Annotated in this window: 19 protein-coding genes; 11 read left to right on the top strand and 8 right to left on the bottom strand. The window is 52.4% G+C overall.

Annotated elements, in window-relative coordinates:
- Positions 1–11 precede the first annotated feature (11 nt).
- From DYC63_RS00715 to cydX, 3 genes are read left to right on the top strand one after another with little or no spacing between them, the layout of a single operon-like run.
- Positions 12–1559 carry a cytochrome ubiquinol oxidase subunit I gene (locus DYC63_RS00715; RefSeq protein WP_115217472.1) on the top strand — a complete coding sequence of 516 codons (1548 nt, stop codon included), beginning with the start codon at positions 12–14 and terminating at the stop codon, positions 1557–1559.
- A 3-nt stretch (positions 1560–1562) separates the two neighbouring features.
- Positions 1563–2717, top strand: a complete 1155-nt coding sequence (cydB, locus tag DYC63_RS00710) for a cytochrome d ubiquinol oxidase subunit II (protein ID WP_115217471.1) — start codon at positions 1563–1565, stop codon at positions 2715–2717.
- A gap of 9 nt (positions 2718–2726) precedes the next feature.
- The gene (gene cydX, locus DYC63_RS00705; protein ID WP_115217470.1) at positions 2727–2849 is read left to right on the top strand and encodes a cytochrome bd-I oxidase subunit CydX; all 123 of its coding nucleotides are present in this window, start codon (positions 2727–2729) and stop codon (positions 2847–2849) included.
- On the opposite strand, the gene DYC63_RS00700 is transcribed toward cydX, so the two are convergent.
- The gene (locus tag DYC63_RS00700) at positions 2827–5778 is read right to left on the bottom strand and encodes an FAD-binding and (Fe-S)-binding domain-containing protein (RefSeq protein WP_115217469.1); all 2952 of its coding nucleotides are present in this window, start codon (positions 5776–5778) and stop codon (positions 2827–2829) included. The genes cydX and DYC63_RS00700 overlap by 23 nt on opposite strands.
- Positions 5779–5802: 24 nt before the next feature.
- On the opposite strand from DYC63_RS00700, the gene DYC63_RS00695 reads away from it, so the two are divergent.
- Entirely contained in the window at positions 5803–7167 is a 1365-nt protein-coding gene (locus DYC63_RS00695; protein ID WP_218564503.1) for an MFS transporter, read from the top strand.
- Position 7168: 1 nt separating this feature from the next.
- Positions 7169–9169: a UvrD-helicase domain-containing protein gene (locus DYC63_RS00690; RefSeq protein WP_115217468.1), complete on the top strand. Its 2001-nt coding sequence runs from the start codon at positions 7169–7171 to the stop codon at positions 9167–9169.
- Between the two features lie 109 nt (positions 9170–9278).
- Here DYC63_RS00690 and DYC63_RS00685 read toward each other — a convergent pair whose 3' ends face one another.
- Entirely contained in the window at positions 9279–10310 is a 1032-nt protein-coding gene (locus DYC63_RS00685) for a methionine synthase (protein WP_115217467.1), read from the bottom strand.
- Between the two features lie 122 nt (positions 10311–10432).
- Complete coding sequence (locus DYC63_RS00680; protein ID WP_115217466.1) at positions 10433–11413, bottom strand: putative oxygenase MesX; 981 nt, start codon at positions 11411–11413, stop codon at positions 10433–10435.
- A gap of 292 nt (positions 11414–11705) precedes the next feature.
- Here DYC63_RS00680 and DYC63_RS00675 point away from each other — a divergent pair, with 292 nt between their 5' ends.
- The gene (locus tag DYC63_RS00675) at positions 11706–12680 is read left to right on the top strand and encodes a tetratricopeptide repeat protein (RefSeq protein ID WP_115217465.1); all 975 of its coding nucleotides are present in this window, start codon (positions 11706–11708) and stop codon (positions 12678–12680) included.
- Here the strand turns inward: DYC63_RS00675 and DYC63_RS00670 are convergent.
- Positions 12660–13052, bottom strand: coding sequence for a MerR family DNA-binding protein (locus DYC63_RS00670; protein WP_172459349.1), 393 nt, complete (start codon positions 13050–13052; stop codon positions 12660–12662). The genes DYC63_RS00675 and DYC63_RS00670 overlap by 21 nt on opposite strands.
- Positions 13053–13252: 200 nt before the next feature.
- On the opposite strand from DYC63_RS00670, the gene DYC63_RS00665 reads away from it, so the two are divergent.
- Positions 13253–13465 carry a heavy-metal-associated domain-containing protein gene (locus tag DYC63_RS00665; RefSeq protein ID WP_115217463.1) on the top strand — a complete coding sequence of 71 codons (213 nt, stop codon included), beginning with the start codon at positions 13253–13255 and terminating at the stop codon, positions 13463–13465.
- 3 nt (positions 13466–13468) lie between these two features.
- Positions 13469–15634 carry a heavy metal translocating P-type ATPase gene (locus DYC63_RS00660; protein WP_115217462.1) on the top strand — a complete coding sequence of 722 codons (2166 nt, stop codon included), beginning with the start codon at positions 13469–13471 and terminating at the stop codon, positions 15632–15634.
- 122 nt (positions 15635–15756) lie between these two features.
- Here the strand turns inward: DYC63_RS00660 and DYC63_RS00655 are convergent, their stop codons facing one another.
- The gene (locus DYC63_RS00655; protein WP_115217461.1) at positions 15757–16143 is read right to left on the bottom strand and encodes an MAPEG family protein; all 387 of its coding nucleotides are present in this window, start codon (positions 16141–16143) and stop codon (positions 15757–15759) included.
- Between the two features lie 198 nt (positions 16144–16341).
- Here DYC63_RS00655 and DYC63_RS00650 point away from each other — a divergent pair, with 198 nt between their 5' ends.
- From DYC63_RS00650 to DYC63_RS12470, 3 genes are all read left to right on the top strand, one after another.
- Positions 16342–16500, top strand: coding sequence for an NAD-dependent epimerase/dehydratase family protein (locus DYC63_RS00650; protein WP_115217460.1), 159 nt, complete (start codon positions 16342–16344; stop codon positions 16498–16500).
- A gap of 214 nt (positions 16501–16714) precedes the next feature.
- Positions 16715–16945: a DUF1653 domain-containing protein gene (locus DYC63_RS00645; protein ID WP_115217459.1), complete on the top strand. Its 231-nt coding sequence runs from the start codon at positions 16715–16717 to the stop codon at positions 16943–16945.
- Positions 16946–17070: 125 nt separating this feature from the next.
- A complete protein-coding gene (locus DYC63_RS12470) occupies positions 17071–17223 on the top strand; it encodes a hypothetical protein (protein ID WP_172459348.1) in 153 nt (50 codons plus the stop codon).
- 91 nt (positions 17224–17314) lie between these two features.
- Here DYC63_RS12470 and DYC63_RS00640 read toward each other — a convergent pair whose 3' ends face one another.
- From DYC63_RS00640 to DYC63_RS00630, 3 genes are read right to left on the bottom strand one after another with little or no spacing between them, the layout of a single operon-like run.
- Positions 17315–17857 (bottom strand): hypothetical protein, encoded by a 543-nt coding sequence (locus DYC63_RS00640; protein ID WP_115217458.1) that lies wholly within the window; start codon positions 17855–17857, stop codon positions 17315–17317.
- Between the two features lie 6 nt (positions 17858–17863).
- A complete protein-coding gene (locus DYC63_RS00635; protein WP_115217457.1) occupies positions 17864–18217 on the bottom strand; it encodes an arsenate reductase in 354 nt (117 codons plus the stop codon).
- Positions 18214–19977, bottom strand: a complete 1764-nt coding sequence (locus DYC63_RS00630) for an SLC13 family permease (RefSeq protein WP_115218025.1) — start codon at positions 19975–19977, stop codon at positions 18214–18216. Before DYC63_RS00630 ends, DYC63_RS00635 begins: the two co-directional genes overlap by 4 nt.
- Positions 19978–20163 lie beyond the last annotated feature (186 nt).

The raw sequence follows: 20163 nt of genomic DNA, 5'->3' as shown, positions 1-20163 counted from the left end.
GAGGAGAATATATGGACGTTGTCGAGCTGTCGCGACTGCAATTCGCCGTCACGGTGCTGTATCACTTTATTTTCGTGCCCCTGACCTTGGGACTGTCGTGGATTTTAGTGATTATGGAATCGGTCTATGTCATGACCGGTAGAGTGATTTACCGCGATATGGTGCAGTTTTGGGGCAAATTATTCGGCATCAATTTCGCCCTCGGCGTAACCACGGGCATTACGATGGAATTCCAATTCGGCACCAATTGGTCGTATTACTCGCATTATGTCGGCGATATTTTCGGCGCACCGCTGGCATTTGAAGGCTTGATGGCGTTTTTCTTGGAAGCGACCTTGGTCGGTCTGTTCTTCTTCGGTTGGGAAAGAATGTCGCGCCGCCAACATCTCTTAGTTACGCTGTTCATGGCATTGGGTACCAATTTGTCTGCGCTGTGGATTCTGATTGCCAATGCTTGGATGCAAAACTCTGTGGGCGCGGAATTTAATTTTGAAACCATGCGCATGGAATTGGTGAGTTTCGGCGCGGTCTTTTTCAATCCCGACGCGCAGAATAAATTCGTCCATACCGTCTCCGCCGGCTATGTCGCCGGCTCGATGTTCGTGCTCTCGATTTCCGCTTGGTATTTGCTGAAAAAGCAAGATGTGGAATTTGCGAAAAAAAGTTTCCGCATTGCCGCCGCTTTCGGCTTTGCCTCGATTGCCTCGGCGATTGTACTGGGCGACGAATCGGGCTACAGCATCGGCAAGGCGCAGGAAACCAAATTAGCCGCGCTGGAAGCGATGTGGGAAACCGAGCCGGCGCCGGCGAGTTTTAATGTGATCGCCATTCCCAATGAAGCGGAAATGAAAAACGATTTCGCCATTCATATCCCCTATCTCATGGGCATTATCGGCACGCGATCGCTGACGCAGGAAATTCTGGGCATCAAGGAAATCGTGGCGCACAACCGCGAACGCATTGCCTCGGGACAGCAGGCGGTCATCGCTTTGGAAGCCCTGCGCCGCGATAAACACGATGCGCAGGCGATGGAAATTTTCCAAGCGCATAAACAGGATTTGGGCTTCGGCTTATTGCTCAAGCAATATACCGACGATGTGGCGCAGGCAAGCCCCGATATGATGGACAAGGCAGCGCGTCATTCGGTGCCGAAAGTTTGGCCGATGTTTTGGAGCTTCCGTCTCATGGTCTTGTGCGGCGTCTTGATGCTGCTGCTTTTCAGCCTCAGCCTCTGGCATTCGGTCAAAAACACCTTTACGCACAAACCTTGGCTGCTGCGCAGCGCCTTTTATGCCCTGCCGCTACCGTGGATAGCGATTGAAGCCGGCTGGTTTTTAGCCGAATACGGCCGCCAGCCTTGGACGATTTACGGCGTTTTACCCACCCATCTCTCGGCATCTTCTCTAACGACGAGAGATTTGTATCTGTCCTTGTCGGGCTTTATCCTGTTTTACACGGTGCTGCTGATTGTGGAAGTCTATTTGATGCGCAAATACGTGCGCCAAGGCCCGGGCTCTTTAGGCACAGGACGTTACGACAAAGAAAGCGGCGAGGAATAAACCATGGACATTATTAATCTTTTCGACTACGCCACCTTGAAATTCCTCTGGTGGCTGTGCATCGGCTTTTTATTAATCGGCTTTGCGATTATGGACGGACACGATATGGGCATCTGCTCGCTCCTGCCCTTTGTGGCAAAAAGCGATGAAGAGCGGCGCATCGTCATCAACACCATCGGCGCGCATTGGGAAGGCAACCAAGCTTGGCTGATTACCGGCGGCGGCGCAATTTTCGCCGCATGGCCGATGGTTTACGCCGTCGCCTTTTCCGGCTTTTACTGGGCGATGCTGGCGGTTCTATGGGCGATGTTTTTCCGCCCCGTAGGCTTTAAATATCGCAGCATGATTGCCAATCCGCTTTGGCGGCGCACTTGGGATTGGTGCTTATTTGTCGGCTCATTTGTGCCGGCGCTATTATTCGGCGTGGCAATCGGCAATGTCATACTCGGCGTACCCTTTCATTTCGACGCCGATATGCGCATCTTCTACACCGGCTCTTTCTGGGCATTGCTCAATCCTTTTGCCCTGCTATGCGGTCTGCTCTGCGTCGCCATGCTGATCTTACACGGCGGCATCTATTTGATGCACCGCAGCGAAGGCGCAATTTACGCCCGCACCCGTCGCAGCCTGCCCTATTTCCTCTTGCTCAGCCTAGTCTTATTCAGCCTCGGCGGTATTTGGATCGCCCATATCCAAGGCTATGCAGCGGCGGCAGGCAGCATCGATCCGCAGGGAATTGCCAATCCGCTGGCCAAAAGCGTCAGCCGCATCCAAGGCGCATGGCTGAATAATTATCGGCAATATCCGCTGACAATGCTGATTCCCGCCTTGGCTTATCTCGGCTTTAGTGTCGCATGGATCTTGGCGCGCAAAGACAAAACCTTATTGGCATTTGCCGCCTCCTCCGTCGGCATCATCGGCGTCATCGCCACCTTTGCCGTCTCGCTCTTTCCCTTTATTTTGCCGAGTAGCAGCGATTTGTCTTCGGGGCTGACCGTCTGGGACGCCACCGCCAGCCACCGCAGCCTCATCGTGATGCTTCTAGCCACCATCGTGATGATGCCGATTGTGATCGCCTACACCTCATGGGCATTTCGCATCATGAGCGGCAAAGTAACCGCGCAATATCTGCGCGAAAACGACCATAATGCCTATTAGGAGAAAATAATGTGGTATTTTGCATGGATACTCGGACTCGGCTTCGCCGTCTTACTCGCGATCTTAAACGCTCTATGGGGCGAATTTGAGCAAGACCGCGACAAAGTGTTTAAGCCACAATCTCGCGATTAGCGGCTTCATCCAAGCGCTTGAGCAAGGCTTGCACTGGGTGCTGCAAAATGGTGCCGCTCATGCGCTTGCTTTGGCTGCGGCAGGAGTAGCCTGTAGCCAGCAATTGTCCGCCGTATTGGGCCACCGGCGCTTGCCAAGACATGTCAAATAGTTGCGCCGATTGTGCTTGATGTTCGCTTTCATGCCCGAAGGTGCCCGCCATGCCGCAGCAGCCTACCGCTACCGGCTGCAAATCCAAGCCGAAATGTTGGAAAATCCGCTGCCAGTCTTTGTCCGAGCCGGGCAATTGGGTTTTCTCGGTGCAATGCGCGGCGAAATAGTAGGTTGTGCCTTGCTTGTTTGATGGCTTATCTAGTGGCACATGCCTGGGCAGATAGTCATCGCGCAACCATTCCTGCGGCAGCAAAATGCGGCGGTCGGGCTGCTGCGGCGTATCTTTCAGATATTCTTGACGAAATACTAAGGTCATGGCGGGGTCTAGGCCGATAATCGGTAAGCCGCTTTCTGCGGCGGCGGCAAGCAGTTGCTCGTTATGGCGGCGCAGTTTGTGAAAATGCGCAAGAAAACCGTGTACATGCAGGGGTTTGCCGTTGGGAAAATAGGGTAGCAGATAGGTTTTGATGCCCAAAGTCTGTAAGAGCCGCAGCCAGTCGAGAAATACCGGCGTGTCGAAATAGCGGGTAAAGGCGTCTTGTAGCACGATGACGGCATTGTCTTGCTTGGGCGGGGTTTCGCCTTTGCGCAGCATTTGTACGCCGTAGGCGGCAAGGTCTGCGCGCGCTTGGGGATGAAAGAGCGGCGCATCGCTTAAGCGCAGATACTTGCGGTTGATGCTGCACATCAGGCGGTTGTTCTGCATCAGGTTATACAGCGGCGCGATTTTAACCAGATGCGGAATCAGGTATTCCAAATAGCCGATCAGATAATCGCGCAGCGGACGGCGGTGACGGCGATGATATTCGGCCAAAAAGCGGCTTTTGCCGTCGGGAATATCGACTTTCACGGGGCATTGTCCGGCGCAGGATTTGCAGGACAGACAGCCGTGCAGGGCTTGATAGACTTCCTGCTCGAAGTCGGGCGTGAGGTTGCTGTCTGCTTTGCGGCGCAGCCATTCTTTTAGCAGCATGGCACGCCCTTTGGGCGAATGTTGGCGGTCGCGCGTCACTTTCCATGAAGGGCACATGGGGTCGTCAAAGGCAAAATTAAAACAGGCGCCGTTGCCGTTACATTGCAGGGTATTGCCGAAATTCTGCCAGTCTTGTTTGTCGATACGGCGGTCGAAATCGCCACGCATCGGTACGGCGATCAGCGGCGTCAATTCGGCATCGCCGGCATAGGGCACGGCGATTTTGCCGGGATTGAGCTGATTATGCGGGTCAAAAGCAGATTTGATTTGGCAAATCAAATCCCAGCAATCGCCGAAAAAGGTCGGCGCATATTCCGAGCGCAGCCCTTTGCCGTGTTCGCCCCACAGCACGCCGCCGTAGCGATGGGTCAGCGCCACGACCGCTTCGGTAATCTCACGCAAGCTGTCTTTCATGCCCTCGACTTTCATATCCAATTGCGGACGCACGTGCAGCACTCCCGCATCCACATGCCCGAACATGCCGTAAGCCAAGCCTTTGTCGTCTAAAACTTGGCGGAAGGCTTTGATATAGGCGGCAAGATGCTCGGGCGGCACGGCGGTGTCTTCCACAAAGGGCAGGGGGCGCTGCTCGCCCTGCACATTGCCTAGCAAGCCCACCGCGCGTTTGCGCATATGATAGACCGCCTCGATTTCCGCTTCGCCGCGGGCTACCGTGCAAGTCAGGCGGGTAACGCTGTTATCGCTTTGCAAATGCGCGAGAATGGCGCTCAGATGCGCGGCTAAAGCAACGGCGTCGGCGGCATCGATTTCCAAGAGATTGATACCCTGCACGGGTGCGTCCTCGGCAGCGGGGAAAAAGCGCGCCACGCTTTCCCAGACAATATCCTGCTGCGCCAGCGCCAAGACTTTGGAATCCACCGTTTCAATCGACAGCGGCGATTGGCTCATCAAGGCATTGGCATCTTCCAAAGCGGATTGGAAATCGGCATAGCCGATATTGATGAGGGCGCGATGCTGCGGAATCGGCAGCACATTGAGCTCCGCCTCGCAAATAATACCCAAAGAACCTTCCGAACCGCAGAGAATACTGTTGATATTAAAGCTTTGTTCGTCCAACACATGCGGCAGGTCATAGCCGGTCAGTGCGCGCGTCAGCGGCGGAAAAGAACGGCGGATTTTGTCCTGATTATCAGCAGCAAGACGGAAAATCTGCGCGTACAAAGCCTGCTGCGGCGGCGATTTATCCGCTATCTGCGCCTGCCAGTCATGGCGCGGCAAAGCGGCGGAATCCAGCACTTCACCGCCCAGCAAAACCGTGCGCAAGCCAAGCACATGGTCATGGGTTTTGCCGTAGCGCAAACTGCCCTGCCCGCAAGCATCGGTATTAATCATGCCGCCGATAGTGGCGCGGTTGGAAGTGGACAATTCGGGGGCAAAAAACAAACCGTAAGGCTTAAGCGCGCGGTTCAACTGATCTTTCACCACTCCCGCCTGCACGCGCACGCGGCGATGTTGCACATCAATCTCAAGAATATCATTCATAAAACGCGACACATCCAGCACAATGCCGTCGGTCAGCGATTGTCCGTTAGTACCCGTACCGCCACCGCGTGCGGTAATCATGATTTGACGAAATTCCTCGCGCACCGCCAAAGCCAACACCGCCTGCACGTCCGCCGTGCTGCGCGGCCAAATCACCGCCTGCGGCGTGCGTTCGTAAACCGAATTGTCCGTGGCATAGACGCTGCGCTGCGCCTCCGCCGTAGAAAATTCGCCGTGAAAACCGCTATCCGCCAAAGCAGACAAAAACGCTTGATTCAGCGCTGAAAGAGAAGAAAACATTGCCTTGTAATGATGAGATGAAAAATGCGATTGTGCCATAAATTGCGGCGCAGGCAATCGGCTGCGGGAAAAATCCCGCTTTTTTATCGCAATGGTGTGCCGGCTTGCCTGATTTTAAGAGGGTGCAAGCACGGGCGGGCGGGGGAGGATTTCGTTTCCAGCGGCGGCTTTGCTATCATGCCGCTTTTGCCGACGGGTCTGACGGTGTCCGCATATCCTCCTTCTTCCTTTCTGTTCCGCCTCACGGTGGCCTTTATCGGCGCCCTGGCGTTTATGCAGGTTTATTCCATTCAGTCGATTTTACCGCTGCTGATGCGCCATTTTCAGGCAGACGAGGTGCAAATCGGTTTGGCGGTGGGCGTTACCGTGATGGGCATGGGGCTGATGTCGCCTTTTATCGGCATGCTTTCCGATGCTTTCGGGCGGCGTTGGATGATTTGCAGTGCGATTTTCTTCTATAGCCTGCCGGTGGCTTTATCGGCTTATGCGCCGACGATCGAGAGTTTTACCCTACTGCGTTTTTTGGTCGGCGTTTTTGTGCCGGGGATGACGGTCTGCCTGATTGCTTATCTGGGCGAGGAATTTGAAAGCAAGCATATCGGCAAATTGATGGCGTTTTATGTCTGCGGTACGGTGTTCGGCGGTTTCAGCGGGCGTTTTCTGCTCGGGCATTTAACGCAGTGGATCGGTTGGCAATTCAGCATGTTGCTGCTTTCGGGCTTGAGTTTCGCCGGTTTTTTACTGGTGCTGTGGCAATTGCCGCCTTCACGGCATTTTGTCGCCAAACCGCAATTGAGCACAGCGATGCGCAGTTTGGTTTCGCATCTGCATAACCGCATTGTCTTATCTTCCTGCGCTTTGGGATTTTTCGTTTTGTTTTCTTTAGTCGGCTGTTTTTCTTTTATCAATTTGCGCCTTGCACAAGCGCCTTATCATTTGAATACCGCGCAATTGGCAAATATTTTCAGCGTCTATTTAATCGGCATGATCATTACGCCGGCGGCAACATGGCTATTGCGAAAATTCGGCGCGCCGCGCACAATGGCGCTTTCCCTCGCGCTGTCTGTGTGCGGGATAGTGATCAGCCTTGCCCAGCCGCTGATGCTGGTCTTTTGCGGCTTGATTTTGATGAGCACCGGCGTATTTATCACCCAATCCGCCACTATCAGCTATATTTCCCTGCATGTGCGCGAAGGCCGCTCTTTGGCGACAGGTTTGTATTATATGGCGTATTATTGCGGCGGAACGGCTGGCGCATGGCTCTGCGCTTTGAGTTTTCAAACATGGCAATGGCAGGGTGTGGTCGGCACTTTGCTTTTGGCACAATGTATCGGTTTAATTATTATTTTCAGCGTGATATGGCAGACTTCGCCGCGCGCGCAAGGATAAGATGGCAGAACAGATTCCTTTAAATCCGCAGCAACAGCAGGCGGTTACCTATCTTGGTGGGCCTTTGCTCGTGATTGCCGGCGCCGGCTCGGGCAAAACCGGCGTGATTACGCGCAAAATCGCCTATTTGATTCAAGAGGCGAATTATGCGGCAAACAGCGTGTTTGCCGTCACTTTTACCAATAAAGCCGCACGCGAAATGGGCGAGCGCAGCCGTCATCTACTCGGCAGCGCGGCGCGGGGTTTGCATATTTCCACCTTTCACCGCTTGGGACTGGACATATTGCACCGCGAATATCCCAAACTGGGACTGCGCAAAGGCTTCAGCATTTTAGATGCACGCGACGGCATCACGCTGCTGCGCGAGCTGACCAAAAGCGAAGACAATGCCCAACTGCAGGCCGTACAAAGTCGCATTTCCGCCTATAAAAACAGCAATATTGATGCGGCGCAGGCTCTGCAATTAGCCGATGACGAACTAAGCAAATTAAGCGCAATCGCCTACGGCGCTTACCAAGAACGCCTACGCGCCTATAATGCGGTGGATTTTGACGATTTGCTGCTGCTGCCCGTGCAATTGCTCAAAACCGAAAGCGAGACGCGCAATTATTGGCAAAGCCATGTGCGCTATTTATTAGTCGATGAATATCAAGACACTAACGACTGCCAATATCAGCTGATGCAATTGCTGAGCGGCGTTTCCTGTGCCTTTACCGCTGTAGGCGACGACGACCAATCCATCTATGCATGGCGCGGTGCACAGCCGCAAAACCTACTGAATTTGCAGCAAGATTATCCGCAGTTAAAAACCATCAAATTGGAGCAGAACTACCGCTGCCATCAAAAAATCCTGCATGCCGCCAATGAACTGATTGCCCACAACAGCCATTTGGTAGAGAAAAAACTCTGGTCCACTCTCACATTAGGCGAAGGCGTCAGCGTGATTTCCGCCCGCAATGAAGAAAACGAGGCGGAAAACATCGCTTATGACATTCATGCCCAGCAAATCCGCCACCAAGCCCGCCCCAGCGATTTCGCAATTCTGTACCGCAGCAATTTCCAATCACGCGTTTTGGAGCAAAAACTGCGCGAACTCAGCATTCCTTACCGCATCAGCGGCGGCACCAGCTTTTTTGAACACAGCGAAATCCGCGACCTGCTTTCCTATCTGCGCCTTATCAACAACCCTGAAGACGATGCCGCCTTTCTGCGCGTCTGCAATGTGCCGAAACGCGAAATCGGTGCGGCAACACTCAGCAAATTAGGCGAATATGCCCACCGCCGCCAACAACCGCTCGCACAATGCGCCACCGATTTAGCCCTGCAAAGCGAACTCGGCAACCGCGCCACCCAAGCCCTCGGCAGCTTTTGCAACTGGCTCAACCATATGGCACAAATGGCGGAAAACGAATTGCCGCTAGACGTCCTCGAGCAAGTCATTGCCGACATCGAATACAGCGACTATCTCTACGAACTCTATGCCCTACCCAAACAAGTAGAAACCCGCCTCGAGCGTATCGGGCAACTCAAAGCATGGATTGGCAAACTGCAAGAAGAAGAACGCTTTCAAAATCTTGCCGCCTTGATGCAACACCTTATGCTGCTCGATATTCTCGACCGTCAAGAAAAAGACAGCGAAGCCGTGCAATTGATGACCCTGCATTCCGCCAAAGGCTTGGAATTTCCCTTTGTCTATATGATTGGCATTGAAGAAGGACTGCTGCCGCATGCCAATAGCAGCGAAACGGAAGAAGGCATCGCCGAAGAACGCCGCCTGATGTACGTGGGCATGACCCGCGCCAAACGCAACCTCACCCTCAGCTATGCCAAGCAGCGCAAAAAAGGCGGACAGTGGCAAAGCAGCGAGCCCAGCCGCTTTTTAGACGAATTGCCCGAAGAAGGAATTAACTGGCAGGACGGACGCAAAGCGCAAGACCCTGCCGCCGAAAAAGCGAAAAACATGGCGACGATTAGCGATTTGAAGAAATTATTGCAGTCTTAGGGATTAGTCGCCGAAGACTGCAATAATAGATTGAAAATGTATTTTTGAAACTCCCTATATGTAAAGGCAGTATTGCCCTTTGATTCATGATATAGGGAAGCATTGTACGCTATTTCACACTTAATTCCTGTCTGACGATTGCCGCGCCCACGCTTAGAGCCTGCATTTTACCTTTGGCAATATGGCGCGCCAGCGGAGCCATGCCGCAGTTGGTGGAAGGATAGAGTTTGTCGGCATCGACAAATTGCAAAGCCTTGCGCAGGGTTTGCGCCACTTGCTCCGGCGTTTCAATCTGATTGCTGGCAACGTCTATCGCGCCTACCATGACTTTTTTACCGCGGATAATCTCGATTAACTCCATCGGCACATGGGAGTTTTGGCATTCTAGGGAAATAATATCGATTTGAGATTGTTGAAGTTTCGGGAAAATTTCCTCGTATTGCCGCCATTGCGAGCCAAGGGTTTTCTTCCAATCGGTATTGGCTTTGATGCCGTAGCCGTAGCAGATATGCACGGCGGTCTCGCAGCGCAGCCCTTCGGTGGCTTTTTCTAAAGCCGCAATGCCCCAGTCTTTGACTTCGTCAAAAAAGACATTAAACGCCGGTTCGTCGAATTGAATAATATCCACGCCGGCAGCGGCGAGAGCTTTGGCTTCTTCATTGAGAATCTTGGCGAATTCCCAAGCCAGTTTTTCACGGCTGTGGTAATAGCCGTCATAGAGGGTATCGACCATGGTCATCGGGCCGGGCAATGCCCATTTAATCGGGCGGCGGGTGTGGCGGCGCAAAAAAGCCGCATCTTGCACAAAGACCGGCTTGGAACGCGCAACTGCACCGACCACTGATGGCACGCTGGCATCATAGCGGTTGCGGATTTTCACGGTCTCGCGGCGGTTAAAATCCACGCCGTCCAGATGTTCGATGAAAGTAGTAACGAAATGTTGGCGGGTCTGTTCGCCGTCGCTGACGATATCAAGCCCTGCGTGTTCCTGCTCTTGCAGACATAGCAATAAAGCGTCCTGTTTGCCGGCCGCCAGTTGCTCGTCGGCGAGTTTCCAAGGCGACCACAATTGCTCCGGTTCTGCCAGCCAACTGGGTTTGGGCAGGCTGCCGGCGGTGGAAGTGGGTAATAAAATGTTCATCAAAATTTCCTTACGTGTTGAAACATTGTTAATAGTTCTCTGAAATGATGGTTAGCATCATGCGAATAGCCGGAAGCTGAAGGTTGTCACATTCAGCTTCCGGCACGATTGTATCAAAGCCATCAGGCTAAGGTGTTCAGCCATTGCGCAATGAGCTGCTGCTGCGGTTTGATGAAATGTGCTTCCGCGTATTTTCCTTGCTTGATGGCTAATTGCGTCCGTTCTTCTCTGTCGTATTCGATGGCGGTTTTTGAAAAATCCTGATACTGCAAACTGGCGCGGTATATCTGTCCTGCCGCCGAGTTGGCGTTATACACTTCCGGACGGTAAATTTTCTGGAAGGTTTCCATAGTAGCGATGGTGGCAAGCAATTCCAGATTGCTGTAATCGCTTAATAAATCGCCGCCAAAATAGAAGGCGAAAGGCGCGACCGATTTCGGCGGCATGAAATAGCGCACCTCCAAGCCCATTTTGCGAAAATATTCATCGGTCAGCGAATCTTGGTCTTGCCGGTATTCAAAGCCTAAGACGGGGTGGTAATTGCTGGTTTTATGGTAGGTTTTGGTGGTGGAAACGCTCAGACAAATGACCGGCGGTTTTTGGAAATGCGCTTGATACACTTCTGAACGCAGGAAATATTTAAACAATTCGCCGTGCAAATCGCCGAAACCTTGCGGAACGCTGAATTGCGCTTTGTCTTTGTTGTAATCCAAGAGCAGGACGCTGAAATCATAATCGCGGATATAGGATGAAAAGCTGTTGCCGACTAATCCTTCAATCCGCAGATTTTTCTCGTGGTCGATGATATTGGTTTTCAGCACTTCAATCGAGGGAAAGGCTTCTTCATTGCCTTCAATATGCAAATCTGCCGAGATAATTTCCAGCTCAATGCTGTAGCGGTTGCCATTGGGATTGTCCCAATAGACTAAATCGTTGAATCTGTGATTGATCATGTCGATGGTATTGCGCAGATTTTGCTGACGGTTCTCACCGCGCGCCAAATTGGCAAAATTGGTGGTCAGGCGCGTGCTGCTCGCCGGCTCGTAATGCTCGTCAAAAACATGGCTTTTAACGGAATAATAAAAAATATTAGACTGGCTCATAGGGATTCCTTTCTTGCGTAAATTAATGAGAAATACTCTAAGCGAAAGATTAGATGAATAAAAATGATTTAATATTATGGAAGAATGAAAAAAATTTATGGATAAGGTTTTCTTCCGCTTTCCTGATATGGCATTTAATCAGTTGTATATTTTGCAATTTTTAGATATGGTAGCTGAACGTCAAGATGAGATGTAGAGATGCGCATTTGTCAGGAGAAGCGTTTGGAATCATCTCATTTTGAGATTAAGAGACTATATTTGTCTTTAATCTTATGGTGTTCAGGAGTGCTGTGTGAAAAATACAAATAAAACCGTGCAAAATTCCGAGTCTGCTCATGGCTTGCCGAAAGGGGTGACGATTGCAGTCTTGGCGGCTTTGCTTGCTTTAGCAGCTTTCGTATGGATAAGTGTTAGCGGCAGACAGGCGGAAGAGAAGTCGGGATTAGGTTTAGGGCTGCAAACGGAAAGACAAGGCGCGGCGGATAATGTGTCGGCGCGTGCAGAAGCCGGCGATGCCGAGGCGCAATATCGTATTGCTCATGACTATATACGTAAAAATGATTGGGCAAACGCCGTACCGTGGTTGGAAAAGGCAGCTGCACAAGGTCATGGCAAAGCGCAGAATAATTTGGGCGTGGCGTATGTGCAAGGTTTGGGGGTTGCCAAGGATAATGCCAAAGCCTGCGAGTTGTTCAAATCGGCATATCAGCAGCTCAAAGATGCCAAGACAGCGGATAATTTGGGTATGTGTTTGGACGAGCGACATACGGCAAGTGGCTATGCGCAAGCCTTTGAATATTTTCAAATAGCGGCGGAAAAAGGCGACTCTCATGCGCAAAACGCGCTGGCGCAGATGTATGAAAAAGGCGAAGGCACGAAGATGGATAAGGAAAAGGCGATTTATTGGTATCGCCAAGCGATTATTCAGAATGGCAATGTGGAATCGGCTTATGCGCTTGGTTTGATGTATGCCCGCAATGAGGGTTTTCCAAAGAATAAATCGAACAGCACGGCGGCATATATGCTGTTGAAATCGGCGTGGATAAAAGCTGCGGGAAGAGAGCGGCAGCGTTTGGCGGAGGCTAATTTGCCGAAACTTTTGGAGGAGCTTGAGGCAAATATGCCTAAGGAGATAAAAGCCCAAGCGCTTGAGATTGAAAAATTTATCAAAAATCATCAGATGAAGGATGTTTTATCGCGGCTTGAGAAATTGCCTTTTATTTCGCCGCAGGAGGAAGAAAAAGCCTTAGAGCCACTGGCGTTCTAAGGCTTTTAAAATCGCGCAGTCGGGGCAGTCATTGCCTTGGCAGGCGTCGTGCCAGTCTTGCAGCAGGGCGAGCATTTGCTGCAAATCGGCAATTTGCGTTTTGATTTCCGCGATATGGGCGGCGGTCAGACTTTTGACTTCGCTGCTGTGGCGATGCGGATTTTCCTGCAGATGCAGCAGGCGGGAGATTTGTGCGAGGGAGAAGCCGACGGCACGAGCTTGTCGGATAAATTGCAGGCGTTTAATGTCGGCGGGGCTGTATTGACGATAGCCGGAAGGATTGCGGCTGCTGTGCAAGAGTCCGTATTTTTCGTAGTCGCGGATTTGTTTGGCGGATAGTCCTGATGCGGCGGCGGCTTGGCTGATATTCATCAAAATTTCCTTACTGGTTGAAACCCCTCCCTTTAGGGAAGATAATCTTGTGGGAGAGGTATAACCTCTTCCAATTCAGGGCAACACGTAGAGCGACGCTTTATGTGTCGCTCTACGTGTTGAAACATGTTTGACCTTAACCTATGGTAAAGGCTTATAGTAGCAGTTTTGCGGCGTGGCCGCGTTTTTGGAGAGTACAGATGCAGAAGATTGTTTTACATATTGAGGGTATGACTTGCGGCGGTTGCGTGAAGAGCGTCAGCAATATTTTGCAGGGCTTAGACGGCGTGCAGAGCGCGGAAGTCAGTTTGGAACAAAAGCAGGCGGCGGTTGCTTATGATGCCGCGCAGATTACGCCCGAGGCGATGATTGCCGCGATTGAAGACGGCGGTTTTGAAGCGCACGCCGAGTAAAGCATGATACAGAGTAATGCCGCCGCCGCGCGTTTTCAGATTGAGGGCATGACTTGCCAAGCCTGCGCCGCAAGAATTGAAAAGGTGCTGAATAAAAAGCCTTTTATCAGTGAGGCGAGTGTGAATTTTGCCAGCGAAGAGGCGCAGGTGCTTTTTGATGCCAATCAAACGACGGCAGCGGCTATTGAGGAAATCATTGTTAAAACGGGTTTCGGCGCGAAGCTGAAAACAGATGCCGATGAATGGACGGAGCAAGAAGCGCCGCAGATGGGCTGGCGTTTGGTTTTGTTATTACTGATTAATTTACCGTTTTTGTTCGGCATGGCGGGCATGCTGATAGGGCGGCATGATTGGATGTTGCCGCCGCTGTGGCAATTTGTTTTGGCGAGCGTGGTGCAATGGGGGCTGGCTCTGCCTTTTTATCGCGGCGCATGGGCGAGTGTGCGCGGCGGTGTGGCGAATATGGACGTACTGGTCAGTTTGGGAACTTTGGCAATTTATTTTTACTCGGTTTTCATGTTGTTTTTTGCGCCGCATCAGCATCATGGTGCGCCGGTGTATTTTGAGGCGGGCGTGATGGTGGTGGCTTTTGTTTCTTTGGGCAAATTCCTCGAGCAGCGCAGCAAGAAAATGAGTTTGAATAGTTTGACTTTGCTGCTTAAGCTCACGCCGCAGCAGGTTAATGTGCGGCGCGAGGGGAATTGGCAATGTCTGCCGCTTGCCGAAGTGCGCATCGGCGATGTCTTGCGTGCCAGCCACGGCGAGCGGATTGCGGCCGACGGCGTGGTTTTGAACGGTCAGGCTTGGGCGGACGAAAGTCATCTTACCGGCGAGTCTTTGCCGGAGCCTAAAGCGGTAGGTAGCCGCGTGTTGGCAGGGGCGATGTTGAGCGAGGGCAGTGTGGAATATCGCGCCGAGCAATTAGGCAGTCAGACGGTCTTGGGCGATATGATGCAGGCTTTGTCGCAGGCGCAGGGGACAAAAGCGCCGATTGCGCGTTTGGCGGATAAGGCGGCGGCGGTGTTCGTGCCGAGTGTGGTGGCGATTGCCGCTGTGACTTTTGTCTTAACGTTTTGGCTGCAAGGCGATTGGACGCAGGCTTTGATGCATGCGGTGGCGGTCTTGGTTATTGCCTGTCCTTGCGCCTTGGGTTTGGCAACGCCGGCGGCGGTGATGGTCGGCATGGGTAAAGCGGTGCGGCAGGGCGTGTGGTTTAAAGATGCGGCGGCATTGGAAGAGGCGGCGCGTGTAGATACGGTGGTCTTGGATAAGACCGGCACGCTAACGCAGGGCAAGCCAGAGTTGGTGGCGGTATTGCCGGCGGAGGGCGTGAGCGAGGAGGAATTGCTGCGCGTGGCGGCGGCGGTCGAGCAATATGCGCGGCATCCTTTGGCGCAGGCGCTGTGGCAGGCGGCGCAAGCACGCGGCTTGGAGATTCCCTCGGCAGAAGCAGTGCAAACGGTGGTCGGCGAGGGCGTGCAGGCGCAAGTGGCGGGGCTGGGCTTGGTTAAGGTCGGCAAGGCGGCATGGTGCGGATTTGAGTTGCCGTCGCATGCGGATAAGGTATGGGAGACGGCGAGTCTTGTAGCGGTGGCGGTCAATGATGTGCCGCTGGGTGCTTTTGCTTTGGCGGATACCTTAAAAGACGATAGCGCGGCGGCGGTAGCGGCATTGCAGGCGCTAGGTATTGAAGTGCTGATTATGAGCGGCGACAAAAACAGCGTGGTGCAGGCGGTAGCAGCGCAATTAGGCATTGCCGATGCACAAGGCGAGATGAGTCCGCGGGCGAAAGCGGCGGCGGTGCAGGCACTGCGTGCGGCGGGTAAGGTCGTGGCGATGGTTGGCGACGGCGTGAACGATGCGCCTGCTTTGGCGGCGGCAAATGTGAGTTTTGCCATGCAGGAGGGGGCGGCGGTGGCGGCACACAGCGCTTCGGCAACCTTGATGCGGCATAGTCTCAAGCAATTGACAGAGGGCTTGACGGTGGCAAGAATGACGCTGAAAACGATTCGGCAAAATCTCTTTTTCGCCTTTTTCTACAATCTCTTGGGTATACCGCTGGCGGCTTTCGGTTTGCTCAGTCCCGTGATTGCCGGCGCAGCAATGGCGGCGAGTTCTATTTCCGTATTGGCTAATGCCTTGCGTCTGAAAAAACAGAAGATAGCCTAATATAGTCGATTAAAATTGCAATGATATAGTCGGAGAAGTGAAAAAGTAGTACAAGGCGGCTCGCCGCCTTGTCTCATTTTTATTTAATCGACTATAGTTAGCTACATATGTGCCTGCCGCTTTTAAATGGCCGCGAGGAAAAGCGCGATGATGCAGCAAAATCCGCCTGTCCACATCAGCGAACGCAGCAAGGCTTTATCGGCAAGATAGCAGGCGATGAATGCCAAGCGAAAAAGAATGAATAAGACCGCGAAAAGGTTGATGGTATTCGGTGCGGCATTGCCCGAAATATGGGCGATGATGACGGCGGCGGCAAAAGGCGCAAAAACTTCATAGCCGTTTTGCTGTGCTGCATTGGCACGGGCGGCAATGCCTGTGCTGCGGGCAAGAAAAACACGTGGTTCGCCGTTATCGCGTTGAAAATCAAAACCGCCGGCGATTTTGGCATAAAAAGCACAGAAAAGCGGCAAAAGCGCGGCAAGCAGCACGCAGAAAAAAGCAATCGTCATGAGAATGTCCCGATGGTTGAAAACAGGTGATTGTAGGGCTTTTTGTCGGGCGCGTACAATATAGTCGGAGAAGTGAAAAGTAGTACAAGGCGGCGAGCCGCAGACAGTACAAGAGCGTACGGCAAGGCGAGCTAACGCCGTAATACTTTTTCAATTCTTTGGCTATATCGCGGATTGAAGACGGTTTTAGAAGCAATAATGAAAGTCTTATTATTAGGCGGCAGCGGCTTTATCGGGCGCGCGGTAAAGCAAGCCTTGTTATCGACAGGGCATGAAGTCAAGGCATTGGGGCGCGGGCAGATAGATGTTGCCGCCTTATTAGGCAGAACGCCTTTGGGCGCAAAGAATTTTTATTAGCAATAGTGTTTTAACGTCAAAATGGTATTTATAGTCGAATAATTGAAAAAATATTACGGCGTTGGCTCGCCTTGCCGTACTATCTGTACTGTCTGCGGCTCGCCGCCTTGTACTACTTTTCCACTTCTCCGACTATAGAGATGCATGTTTTGTCAGGAGAAGCGCTTGAAATCATCGCATTTTGAAGTGAAGAGACTATATTTCGGAGAACAATATGCAAAAACCACTTATTAAAGGCATTTACCGGCATTACAAAGGCAATTTATATCAAGTCATTGAGGTGGCGAAACATTGCGATACGGAAGAAGTCTTTGTGCTATATCGCGCGCTATACAGCGATTACGGACTATGGCTGCGCCCGGTGGCGGATTTCTGCGCGCAAGTGGAAACCGCCGCAGGCAGACAGCCGCGCTTTGTGCTGGAAACTGCTTTGGAATCGTATTAGGACGTGTTGACAATTAGTTTTAAGCGCAATTTTTGCAAAAAAATCCTTAATACCTACTGACGGAGAAGCCAAAATCCCCTTTGCGGCGCCGAGGCAATGCAGAATTTTTTGGGAGTAAGCAGGCCATGTTTGCGCGTAGCGAGTTTGGCCTGCGCCGAAAAATTCAAATTGGCGAGGGAAATTTGCTAAGCGAATCGCCGCAACGGGCTTGCCTTTCTTTGCTTACTTTCTTTGGCAAGGCAAAAAAGCAGCGCCCGGCGCAGCGTCTAAATCTATAAGCATCTAATAGAAAGGGGGAATGATTCGGTGTATTTCCTTATCTTATGATTGTCGAAGAGTTTCTTAAAGTCGCTTAAGTATCAATATCGCCTAAGGCATCACAGACTGATAGCGGCAGTCGGGCAGATATTGGGCGACAAAGTCGATGTCGCTGACGCATTCCAGGCGTACGCCTTGGAAAAAGCCGTCTTTCTCGCCCAAGGCGTCGGGGTCGGCGATGGTAATGCGCACGCTGCCGCGGATGCCGGTGGCAGGCAGCGGCTGTAAGATGAATTCGCCTTTACGAGACATTTGCACAGGCGCTACGCTGGCGTTGATCTGCCATTGCGGGGGCAGGCCGAGATCGGGCAAATTGGCGGGCAGGCGGGCCTCTTCTGCCAGCAGGATGTCAATGGGCGTGCGCAGTCCTTGCACCGCCCGCACGGCTTGCAGCAGATATTCTTTATGCAGGGCATCGGCCACGGCGGCCGCCCTGGCGGCGTTTTGCTCTTGCGCCAGCGCTTCGATGCGCGCCTGCACCTGGCGGTCGAAGTCGGCAAGCAGCTGGCGCTGGAAGTGGAAATGATAGAGGCCGACGGCGGCGCTGCCGGCGGCAAATCCGGCCATCAGGCTGATCAGCAGGGTGGATTTCATCAGGGCTTACTCACAGAACAGTTGTGTATAAAGGGCGGCATCAAAGCCAAGGGCAATGCCGCCCGCATGTTGCAGCAGAGGGCGTTTGATCAGGTTGGGATATTGCATCATCAGGGCGATGGCGCCGCTTGTGGTTTCGGCTTGCGCTTGTTCTTCTATACTCAGTCCGCGCCATGTGCTGCTGCGTTTGTTGAGTACTTGGGCGAGTTCGATCTGTTCCAACCATTGGCGAATAAGGTTTTCATCCGGCGCTTGTTTTTTGAAGTCGATAAATTGATGCTCAATTGCTTGGGCGGCGAGCCATTGCCGCGCTTTTTTAACGCTGTCGCAGTTGTTGATGCCGTAAAGGATGATGTTCATGAGAATGGCCAAATCATAGGGATAAAGAGGATGCCGAGCGCCCAGTAGAGCAGGTTCAGCGGCAGTCCGATTTTGATGAAGTCGGTAAAGCGGTAGCCGCCGGCGCCGTAAACCATGGTATTGGTTTGGTAGCCGACCGGCGTCATAAAGCTGGTGGCGGCGGCAAACATGACGGCGATAATCAAGGGTGAGGCGTTAATGTCGAGCATATTGGCGGTGGATACGGCTATCGGGGTCATCAGCACGGCGGTGCCGGCATTGCTCATCAATTCGGTGAGCACCATGGTCATCAGATAGAGAATGGCAAGTATTGTTAAGGGGCTTGCATCGTTGAAGCGCCCGAGGGTATGCTCGACGATAAATGCCGCCGCGCCGCTGTTGTTCATGGCAGCGCCTAAGGGCAGCAGTCCTGCCAATAAGATGATGATGCGCCAATCAATCGAGGCATAGGCTTCTTCCGCACTCAAGCAGCCGGCGCAGACCATGAGGACGGCGCCGATGAGGGCGGTAATGGTAATCGGGACAATCCCTACTGCGGAGGCGGTAATCACGGCAATCATTACGCCGATGGCAAAATGGGCGCGCCAGTCGGTTTTTTTGCGTTCGTGGTTTTCCGAGAGAATGATGAAGTCTTGATTGCGGCGCAAATCGGCGATGTCTTCTTTGGGCAGAATCATTAATAGGATGTCGCCGACGTGAAAATGAATGCGGCGCAGACGTTCGCGCACGATTTTGCTGCGCCGCTGAATGCCGACGACGGTGCTGTTGCGATTCCAACGCTGCGAGAGCAGGGCGACGTTGCCGCCTATCCATTGCGAATTGGGCGCAACCATGACTTCGGCGATGACCCATTGAGTTTCGGCATTATCGCTGTTGTGCTGATGCGCATAGACGGAAAAGGCTTTGAGGGCGAATTGGTCGCGCAGTTTGAGCAGTTCTTCCGGCAAACCGCGCACCAGCAGAATGTCATGACGCTGCAAGACTTGCTGTGAGGGTGTGGAAAGGCGTTCGCCGTCGCGCAATACGCCGATGATATAGAGGTTTAAATCCACCGCATCGGCAATGGTTTTGCCCACAAGCGGTGATTCGGCGCTGACCCGCCATTCGGCGACGTATTTGCCGAGGTCTTGCCGTTCGTCAATCAGATGAGCGCTATTATCCGGCAGCAGCCAACGTCCAGCCGTCAGCAAATACACGTAGCCGATAATCAGAAAAATGATGCCGAGCGGAAAAAACTCAAACATGCCGAAGCCGCGATGCCCCTGCTGCTGGGCAATGGAATTGACGAGCAAATTGGTCGAGGTGCCGATAAGCGTGGTTACTCCCGCCATTTGCGAGACGAAAGACAGCGGAATCAGAGCTTTGGAGGCGGGAAATTTAATGTTTTTCGCCGCCGCAATCACAATCGGAATAAAGACCGCTACCACCGCCGTATTATTCACAAAAGGTGAAATCAGCGAGACAATCGCAAACAGCACTAAGAGAAAAGCCAAAGGCGATTTGACACGTCCTAGCAAAGCGCCGATGCCGTCCAATGCACCACTGATTTGCAGGCCCGCCGCTAATACAAACATAGCGGTTACGGTAATCGTGGCGGAATTGCTAAAGCCGCTTAAAGCTTCTTGCGGTGAAATTTGTCCGAATAAAGCCAAACTTGCCAGCACCAGAATCGCCACTGCATCCATGCGCATTTTTTCGGTGGCGAATAAAACAGTCGCTATGATGGCGATGCTGAGGGTAATGGCGATATCAATAGTCATAAAAAGATTTCCGCAAGAAATAAAGCGCGCATTTTCGCAGAGTTTGTTCATAGGCGGTAGTCTTGTAAGATAAGTCTTCTATTGTTTAACGAAAACCTGCTATGCCTACTTTAATCAGTACAGAAATAGAAACGCCGATTGGCATCATGCTCGCCGCTGCTTATACTCAAAGCGAGGATGCGGCTT

The sequence above is a fragment of the Suttonella indologenes genome (genome assembly GCF_900460215.1).
Lineage (GTDB): Bacteria > Pseudomonadota > Gammaproteobacteria > Cardiobacteriales > Cardiobacteriaceae > Suttonella > Suttonella indologenes.
This window is presented reverse-complemented; position numbering and strand designations above follow the sequence as displayed.